General features: G+C 72.0%; 8 protein-coding genes. 3 read left to right on the forward strand and 5 right to left on the reverse strand.

All coding sequences use genetic code 11. From position 1 onward, the window contains the following. From AB0K09_RS25050 to mqnC, 4 genes are all read right to left on the reverse strand, one after another. Window positions 1–1,421: hypothetical protein (locus AB0K09_RS25050; RefSeq protein WP_366067631.1), on the reverse strand; the 1,421-nt coding region annotated here is incomplete at its 3' end. Between the two features lie 108 nt (window positions 1,422–1,529). After that, entirely contained in the window at window positions 1,530–2,225 is a 696-nt protein-coding gene (locus tag AB0K09_RS25055) for a demethylmenaquinone methyltransferase (protein ID WP_366067632.1), read from the reverse strand. An 89-nt stretch (window positions 2,226–2,314) separates the two neighbouring features. Then, window positions 2,315–2,950 (reverse strand): hypothetical protein, encoded by a 636-nt coding sequence (locus tag AB0K09_RS25060; protein ID WP_366067633.1) that lies wholly within the window; start codon window positions 2,948–2,950, stop codon window positions 2,315–2,317. A gap of 10 nt (window positions 2,951–2,960) precedes the next feature. Continuing rightward, a complete protein-coding gene (gene mqnC / locus AB0K09_RS25065; RefSeq protein ID WP_366067634.1) occupies window positions 2,961–4,172 on the reverse strand; it encodes a cyclic dehypoxanthinyl futalosine synthase in 1,212 nt (403 codons plus the stop codon). A 222-nt stretch (window positions 4,173–4,394) separates the two neighbouring features. On the opposite strand from mqnC, the gene AB0K09_RS25070 reads away from it, so the two are divergent. Continuing rightward, window positions 4,395–5,753, forward strand: a complete 1,359-nt coding sequence (locus AB0K09_RS25070; RefSeq protein ID WP_366067635.1) for an alpha/beta hydrolase-fold protein — start codon at window positions 4,395–4,397, stop codon at window positions 5,751–5,753. 103 nt (window positions 5,754–5,856) lie between these two features. Here AB0K09_RS25070 and AB0K09_RS25075 read toward each other — a convergent pair whose 3' ends face one another. Then, window positions 5,857–6,747, reverse strand: coding sequence for a menaquinone biosynthesis protein (locus AB0K09_RS25075; RefSeq protein ID WP_366067636.1), 891 nt, complete (start codon window positions 6,745–6,747; stop codon window positions 5,857–5,859). Between the two features lie 295 nt (window positions 6,748–7,042). On the opposite strand from AB0K09_RS25075, the gene AB0K09_RS25080 reads away from it, so the two are divergent. Beyond that, on the forward strand, window positions 7,043–7,246 hold the full coding sequence (locus AB0K09_RS25080) for a cold-shock protein (RefSeq protein WP_030067036.1): 204 nt from the start codon (window positions 7,043–7,045) through the stop codon (window positions 7,244–7,246). A gap of 292 nt (window positions 7,247–7,538) precedes the next feature. Beyond that, window positions 7,539–8,285, forward strand: a 747-nt coding sequence (locus AB0K09_RS25085) for an AraC family transcriptional regulator (RefSeq protein ID WP_366067637.1), incomplete at its 3' end; no start/stop codon positions are given.

Here is an 8,285-nt window from a genome sequence, read left to right on the forward strand (position 1 = left end):
GCCGGCGCGGGCGGGACCGGGGCGGGGGTCGCCGGCCAGGCGGGCGGTGTCGCCGGGGCGACCGGCGGCATCCCGGGAGCCGGCGGGAAACCGTGAGCGGGAACCGGGGAGGCGGGCCGCGGGCTCGCGAGGCTCGTGCGGCCCAGGAGGGTCGCCAGCAGCACCGCGCCCGCCGTCCACACCAGGCCGAACAGCAACAGTTCGCCGCCGTTCGTGCCCACGCTCGCGTGCATCTCGTGGGAGCGGCTCGCGAACGCCGAGCCCGCCGACATGTTCATCTCCGCACCGGAGACGCACGACAGCAGCAACAGCGCGCCCAGGAAGAACGCGCCCGCCAGGGCCTGTTCGCGCCGGTCCGCGGAGCGGCGGGCGGCGAGGACGGCAAGGACGACCGCACAGAGCGCGCCCACCGCCAGGGCGCCGGCCTGGGCCCAGCCGCCGGACGAGCCGGCCGCGTCACCGAGTTCGGACAGGCCGAATGTGCCGCCCTCCGGACGGCCGCCGTCACTGGCCGAGCCCTCCACGCCGGCGCCCCAGGACAGCCCGAGGCCCATCAGACCCAGGTTGGCCAGGAAGAGCAGCGAGGCGGCCACGGCCCCGCCGCCGCCCGCCTCGTGCTGGTGCGAGGCGATCACGACGAAGACGATCAGTCCGCACAACCCCACCGACAGCCCGAGGGCGCGCAGGGCCGTGCCCCACGCCCGTACGGCCATCAGCGCGCCGGCGCCCAGGCGCACGGCCAGCGCGTCGCGGCACAGCACGGCCGCGCTCACCGCGCCCGACAGGGCGAAGGTGAAGAGCGCGGCGAGCACCGGCGTGGTGTCGATGGAGACGAGATCGGCGTCCGGCTGCCCGTACAGGCCGAGCGCCAGCACGACCGCGCCCGCGAGCAGCGCGATCCGCAGCGCGGCCTCCGCGCCGCCGCCCGTCCCCTGCGAGCGGCGCAGCCGGCGGGCGCCGACGGCGACCGCGAAGGCCCACAGGACGGTGATGGTCAGCGGCCAGACGGATATCGAGCCGCTCCCCTGCACGAACGAGGTCAGCAGTCCGCCGTTCCGGCGGGTCTCGACCTCCAGGCCGGCACCGAGCCCCTGCAACAGCAGCCCCAGCGCTGCCTGGAAACGTTCGGACCAGCTCGCGAAGTGAATGTCGTCGTAGTCGCCGTCGGAGGCGAGCGAGACCACGAGCGCCAGGACGAACAGCGGAACGGCGGGCCACAGCACCGCCTTCGCGGCACCGGCCCAGTCACCCGTGAACGCGCGCCGCAGGAACAGCGCGGCGGGCGACGGCACGGCGGGCGACAGCGCGGCACCGGCTCCCGGGGCGTAGGACGGCGGCGCCGGCGGTGGAGGCGGCGGCACGGCCCCACCGGCCGGTGGCCGCTCCTTCCCGCACGTCATGCAGAAGCGTGCTTCCGTCACGAACGCGGAACCACAGGCGGGACAGAACGACGGCATGGAGCGCTCCGGGACACGGCGGGCGAGGGGCGACCAAGATCGTACAGACGTGCACGCCCCTCGTCCGGCGTATCAGAGGCTCTTCACACCCCGGTGCAGAGCGACGATGCCGCCCGTCAGATCGCGCCAGGCGACCTTCGACCAGCCGGCCTCCTGGAGCCGCCCGGCGAGCGCGGGCTGGTCCGGCCAGGCACGGATCGACTCGGCGAGGTAGACGTACGCGTCGGGGCTGCTGCTGACGGCCCGCGCGACGGGCGGCAGGGCACGCATCAGGTACTCGGTGTAGACGCGCCGGAACGGTGCCCACGTCGGCTGGCTGAACTCGCAGATCACCACGCGCCCGCCGGGCTTGGTCACGCGCAGCATCTCGCGCAGCGCGGCACCGGTGTCCTGCACATTGCGCAGCCCGAAGGAGATGGTGACGGCGTCGAAGACCTCGTCGGCGAAGGGCAGCCGGGTCGCGTCACCGGCGGTCAGCGGCATCCAGGGCTGACGCTTCTTGCCCACGCGCAGCATCCCGAGCGAGAAGTCGCACGGTACGACGTACGCGCCGACGGCCGCGAACGGCATCGAGGAGGTGCCCGTGCCGGCCGCGAGGTCCAGCACCTTCTGCCCGGGCCGGGCGTCCACGGCCTGCGCCACGGCCTTGCGCCAGAGGCGGGCCTGGCCGAGCGAGAGCACGTCGTTGGTCAGGTCGTACTTCGCCGCCACGTCGTCGAACATCGCGGCGACTTCGTGCGGCTGCTTGTCCAGGGATGCTCGGGTCACCCGGCCATTCTTCCCCACGGCCCGCACGGATCTTGGACGGGGACGTCAGAGCTTGACGATGCCCGCCAAGTCGATGGAACCGAGCGCCCTCAGACTCGCCGGAACACCAGCCGCCCCGCAAGCAGCGTCGCCACGCATGTCCCCGCCCCGGCCGCGAGCAGCGCCGCGGCGTCCGGCACGTCGAACGCCGCGAGGTCGGCCCGCCCGCCCACGGTCAGAGGGGCGCCCGTCACGTCCGCCAGGTCCGGGGCTCCCCGCAGGGGGTCCAGGTCCGGCTCCCCCGCCGCGGCCCCCGGCAGGACGCGCAGCCCCGACCGGGCCACCGCGGTGGCGACCACCGGGTCGGTGAACGGGCCCGTCACCGCCGTCGTGCCGTGCCGCAGCATCTGCTGGAGGCCGCGGCGGACGCTGCCCGAGCGGCGGGTGTCCGTCAGGTCCAGTGCGGCGAGGCGGTCGCCGGTCAGCGGGCGGTCGCCGAGCTCGGCGTGTTCGCGCGGGTCCGGGTGGTAGGCGCGGGTCAGCAGCCACTCCGCGTTCCGCTGGCGCAGGCCGGGCGTGAGGACGCCGGGCCAGCGGCGGACCCGGGCGTCCGGCAGCGCGGCGGCGAGCTCCTCGTACGGGCCGAGCGCCGCCACCGTGTCACCGTCGACGGCCACCGCGCCGCCCGGCACGGGAGCCGTGCCGGGGGCGGTGATCAGCAGGTCCGCCGCGTGCAGCGTCAGCACGGGCGGCCCGTCAGCCCGCCTCGACGATCGTCAGCTCGGGGTGCGCCGTGCCGCCCTCGATCGCCGTCGAGGACAGGTGCGAGACGACGCGGTCGTCGACCGGGTCGTTCGCCGGGTCGTCGTGCACGACCAGGTGCTCGTACGTCGTGGCGCGCTGCGCCGGGACGCGGCCCGCCTTGCGGATCAGGTCGATGATCTCCATGCGGTTGGAGCGGTGCCTGGCGCCCGCCGAGGAGACGACGTTCTCCTCCAGCATGATCGAGCCGAGGTCGTCCGCGCCGTAGTGCAGGGAGAGCTGGCCGACCTCCTTGCCGGTCGTCAGCCAGGAGCCCTGGATGTGGGCCACGTTGTCGAGGAAGAGCCGCGCGATGGCGATCATGCGCAGGTACTCGAAGATCGTGGCCTGCGTCCGGCCCTTCAGATGGTTGTTCTCGGGCTGGTAGGTGTACGGGATGAAGGCGCGGAAGCCACCCGTGCGGTCCTGGACGTCGCGGATCATGCGCAGGTGCTCGATGCGCTCGGCGTTGGTCTCGCCCGTGCCCATGAGCATGGTGGAGGTCGACTCGACGCCCAGGTTGTGGGCGATCTCCATGATCTCCAGCCAGCGCTCGCCGGACTCCTTCAGCGGCGCGATCGCCTGCCGCGGCCGGGCCGGCAGCAGCTCGGCGCCGGCGCCCGCGAAGGAGTCGAGCCCGGCGGCGTGGATGCGGCGGATGGCCTCCTCGGCGCTCACCCCCGAGATGCGCGACATGTGGTCGATCTCGGAGGCACCGAGGGAGTGGATGACGAGCTGCGGGAACTCCTTCTTGATCGCCGCGAAGTGCTCCTCGTAGTACTCCACGCCGTAGTCCGGGTGGTGGCCGCCCTGGAACATGATCTGGGTGCCGCCGAGCTCCACGGTCTCCGCGCAGCGACGCAGGATGTCGTCGAGCGGCCGGGTCCACACCTTGTCGCTCTTCGGCGGGGCGTAGAAGGCGCAGAACTTGCACGCGGTGACGCACGCGTTCGTGTAGTTGATGTTGCGCTCGATGATGTACGTGGCGATGTGCTCCACGCCGGCGTACCGCTTGCGGCGCACGGCGTCGGCCGCCGCGCCCAGCGCGTGCAGCGGCGCGGAGCGGTACAGCTCCAGCGCCTCCTCCGGGGTGATCCGGCCACCGGCCGCGGCGCGGTCGAGGACGGCTGTGACGTCGCAAGACGTGAGGTCGGCGTTCTCGGTCACCGAGGCGTCCCTTCGGAGGGTTCGTTGTACGACGATTCAGCGTACATAAGGGGCCTGACGGGACAGGGGGCGGGCGGGCCCGTCCACCGGCCCGTGCCGCGAGCCGCCTATGACTCAATTCACGGGGTGTCCGAGGAACCCCGAACCCGGGTTCGGCCATCCACTACGACGGAACGAACCGTCATGTCCTTCGGGGCAGCAGCATCAGTCCGGAGCGACGCGATGACGCATTCACCCAACGGGGGCTACCCGCCCAGTGGGGGATACCAGCAGACCGGTGGCCGGCCGGGGAACGGCGGCGGCTACCCGCCGGCCGGCGGGTACCGGCAGGCACCCCCCGCCCCGGGGGACTACCGGCGGCCCGACGACCAGTACGACCCGCACGGGTACGAGCCGCACGGCTACGACCGGCACGACGGTCCGTACGGCGGCTACGAGCCGGAGCCGCAGGGGCGCCGGCGCGGCAGGACGTGGCTCATCGTCGCGGCGTGCATAGCCGTGCTGGCGCTCGTCGCCGGCGGAGTCATGAAGTACATGAACATCGGCCCCTTCTCCGACAAGGGCAAGCCGGTCAGCTTCGGCCAGGACCAGGCCGCGGGCGGCCAGGCGGGCGGCACCACCGGTGGCGCCGAGCCGGCCGACTCCAAGGTGCTGATGCCCACGGGTCCGGCCGCGGAGTTCAAGAACGCCAACACCATGGGCGACGGCACCCACATCGCCGTGACGACGCTGGACGGCAAGAAGTCCGGCTTCAAGGGCAAGGTCTGGGTCTGGGCGCCCAAGCAGTACGAGGACCCGAAGTACAAGAACAGCGGCTTCCCCGTCCTGATCGCGCTGCCCGGTGGCCCCGGCTACCCGAACAACTACTGGATGGGCACCGACCTGGGCCTGGAGTCCTCCATCGCCAAGTGGTCGCAGGAGGGCAAGAGCCTCCCCTTCATCCTCGCGATGCCGGTCCTCAACCCGGACGCCAAGTACTACTACGACGGCAGCGACATCCCGAACCAGCCCAAGATGGGCACCTGGCTCACCGAGGACGTCCCGGACCTGGTCAAGCAGAACTTCCGCACCCTGAAGTCGCGTGACGGCTGGGCCTTCATGGGCTCCTCCTCCGGCGGTTTCGCCGGCTTCAAGGCCGTCATGAAGCACCCGGACAAGTTCAAGGCCGTGATCGCCTCCGGCCCGGACATCGTCCCGGACTCCCCGCTGTGGAAGGGCCACGAGGCCGAGATGCGGGAGAACAACCCCGAGGTGCTCTCGCAGCGGCTGATCGACGAGGCCAACGCCCCGAAGGCCCCCAAGAGCCCCAAGGGCGCCAAGAACAAGGACAAGGCCGGCAAGGACAAGGACGGCGACAAGGACGTCTTCATCGCCTTCCAGTACGGCACGCTGGAGGCCGCGATCACGCGGCAGGGCGTCGACAAGTACATCGCCACCTACGGCAACAAGGGCCCCATCCACACCCATCTCGAGGTCATCCAGGGCGGCAAGCACGACGCCAAGACCTATGTGAAGGGCATGGGCAACAGCAGCATCCAGTGGATCAGCGAGCACATGGAAGGCCCGACGCCCGCCTCCTGACCCCCGCACCGCCGCCCCGCGCGGCGCCGCCGGGCCCCGGTTCGTTCCACGGAAGCCCGGCGACGCGAAGAGGCCGAGAAGCCCTGGCCCCTCCCCGGAGGGGTCAGGGCTTCAGCAGTTCCACCCGCACGTCCGCCGGGAAGCCCGTCGTGGGCCCGGTCCGCCGGGCGAACTCGGTGACGCCCGCCAGCTGGTCCGGGCCGAAGCGGAAGTCGAGCGTGGTGAAGTAGCGCTCCAGCAGCCCGGCGTCGAACGCCTCCCAGTGCGCCGCCTGCTCGGCGACCTTGGTGACCTCCTCCAGGGACAGGTCGCGGGACGCCAGGAACGCCTCGTGGACCGTGCGCACGATGTGCGGCTCACGGGCCAGGTAGTCGCGGCGGACGGCCCAGACGGCGAAGACGAACGGCAGGCCCGTCCACTCCTTCCACATCCGCCCCAGATCGTGGACCTCCAGCCCGAGCCGGGGCGCGTCGTGCAGGGAGGCCCGCAGCGCCGCGTCGCCGATGAGGACCGCCGCGTCCGCCTCCTGCATCATCGCGGCGAGATCGGGCGGACAGGTGTAGTAGTCGGGCCGCACGCCGTGGCGCTCGGCGAGCAGCAGCTGCGCCAGGCGCACGGAGGTGCGCGAGGTGGAGCCGAGGGCGACGCGCGCCCCGTCCAGCCGGTCCAGGGGGAGCTTGGAGACGATCACGCAGGACATGACCGGGCCGTCGCAGCCCACCGCGATGTCCGGCAGGGCGACGAGGTCGCCGGCGTTCTTCAGGAACTCGACGAGCGTGACCGGAGCGATGTCCAGCTCACCCTCGATCAGCTGCTCGCTGAGCTTCTCCGGGGTGTCCTTCCGCAGATCCAGGTCGAGCAGCGTGCCCGTGCGCGCCAGGCCCCAGTAGAGGGGCAGGCAGTTGAGGAACTGGATGTGACCCACGCGCGGACGGGCACGCAGCCCGTCGGGACGGTCGGTGACGGACGGTACGTCTGAAGCTGAATTGTCCACATCCGGAGGCTAGCCCCGGTCCGGGGCGGGCGCCCGACCGGGGTCCCCGCGGGGCTCCGGGGCGGCCAGTGCCCGACCAGGGATCTTTTCCGGCCGGAAGGCGCCGAAAACCCGCCCTGGAGGTGATCTTCGACTCTTTCCCCCGGGAAGCCCGCGTGCTAGGCTCGCCGCAAGTTGCAGTTTGGTTTCCCTTGCAGTACAAGGCCTGCGGAGCATGTGACCCGCAGGCTTTTGTAGTTTTCAGACTTCTCGCAGGTTCTGGAGCAGGGCAACCCTTTGGCCCAAGGAGGGCTTTATGGCTACCGGAACCGTGAAGTGGTTCAACGCTGAAAAGGGCTTCGGCTTCATCGCCCAGGACGGCGGGGGCCCCGACGTCTTCGTCCACTACTCCGCGATCAACGCCGCTGGCTTCCGCTCCCTCGAGGAGAACCAGCAGGTCACCTTCGACGTCACCCAGGGCCCGAAGGGCCCGCAGGCGGAGAACGTCACCCCGGCGTGATCTTCCCCGGACCTCGGTCCGGGCCAGTGCAGTACCCAAGGTGCCCTGCCTCTTCCGCCTCGCGGCGGAAAGCAGGGCACCTGCTTTTGTATCGCGAGAGAATCGGCCGGAAAACAGCTGTATTCGGCCGTCCCGGCGCACCACCGGCCCACGCCACGATCATTTCGCGCCCGGTTTGTACAACGCTTAGATTTCCTTCACCCCGCGTTCGGTGAATCCCGGCTCCCACCGTCCGCGCCGCGTCCGTCAATTTCCTGCCAAGGATCACGCCCCCGGCACTACCGTGCTCCGCGTGGACGGCACCCCGACGATCACCGTGCACCGGGTGCGCGCCGCGCTCGGCGGGGCGCGACGACTCGGCCTGGACGTGGTGCCGCTCCTGCAGACCGCGCGGATACCGCCACTGCTGCTGAGGGACGACGCGGCGCGCGTGACGCCCGAGCAGTTCGCGCGGCTGGTGCGCGCCCTGCACCGGGCGACGCGGGACGAGTTCCTCGGCCTCGGCCGGGTGCCGAGCCGGCCCGGGACCTTCGCCATGATGGGCTACGCCTGCGTGGGCTGCCGCGACCTCGGCACCGCCCTGGCACGGGCCGTCCGCTTCTACGGGCTGTTCCCCGGCGGCCCCGACCTCGCCCTGGAGGAACGGCACGGGGAGGCCGTCCTCCTCCTCCGCAACGATCTGCGGGGCCTCGCCGAGGGCTGGTTCCTCGCGGAGAGCGCGCTGATGATCTGGCACCGGCTGGCCAGCTGGCTGATCGGCCGCCGGATCCCCCTGCACTGGGCCCGGTTCGGCCATCCGGCGCCCCCGTACGCGGCCGAGTACGGGCCGATGTTCGGTTGCCCGGTCCGCTTCGGGGCCGCCGCCCCGGCCGGGACGGGGTTCGACGCCCGCTGGCTCGCCGCACCCGTCGTACGGGACGAGGCGGGGCTGGAGGAGCTGCTGCGCCGGGTCCCCGCCGAGCTGATCGGCCGCCGCGACTACGGGCCGGCCACCGTCACCGAGCAGGTGCGCGGATCGTTCGCCGTGGCGCTGCGGGCC

The sequence above is a fragment of the Streptomyces sp. NPDC049577 genome, from assembly GCF_040675635.1.
In the GTDB taxonomy this organism is placed as follows: Bacteria; Actinomycetota; Actinomycetes; order Streptomycetales; family Streptomycetaceae; genus Streptomyces.

What these genes read in the sequence shown, in the direction of transcription:
- AB0K09_RS25070 (WP_366067635.1), top strand. Translation starts at nt 4,395, where the DNA reads ATGACGCATTCACCCAACGGGGGCTACCCGCCCAGTGGGGGATACCAG.
- AB0K09_RS25080 (WP_030067036.1), top strand. Translation starts at nt 7,043, where the DNA reads ATGGCTACCGGAACCGTGAAGTGGTTCAACGCTGAAAAGGGCTTCGGC.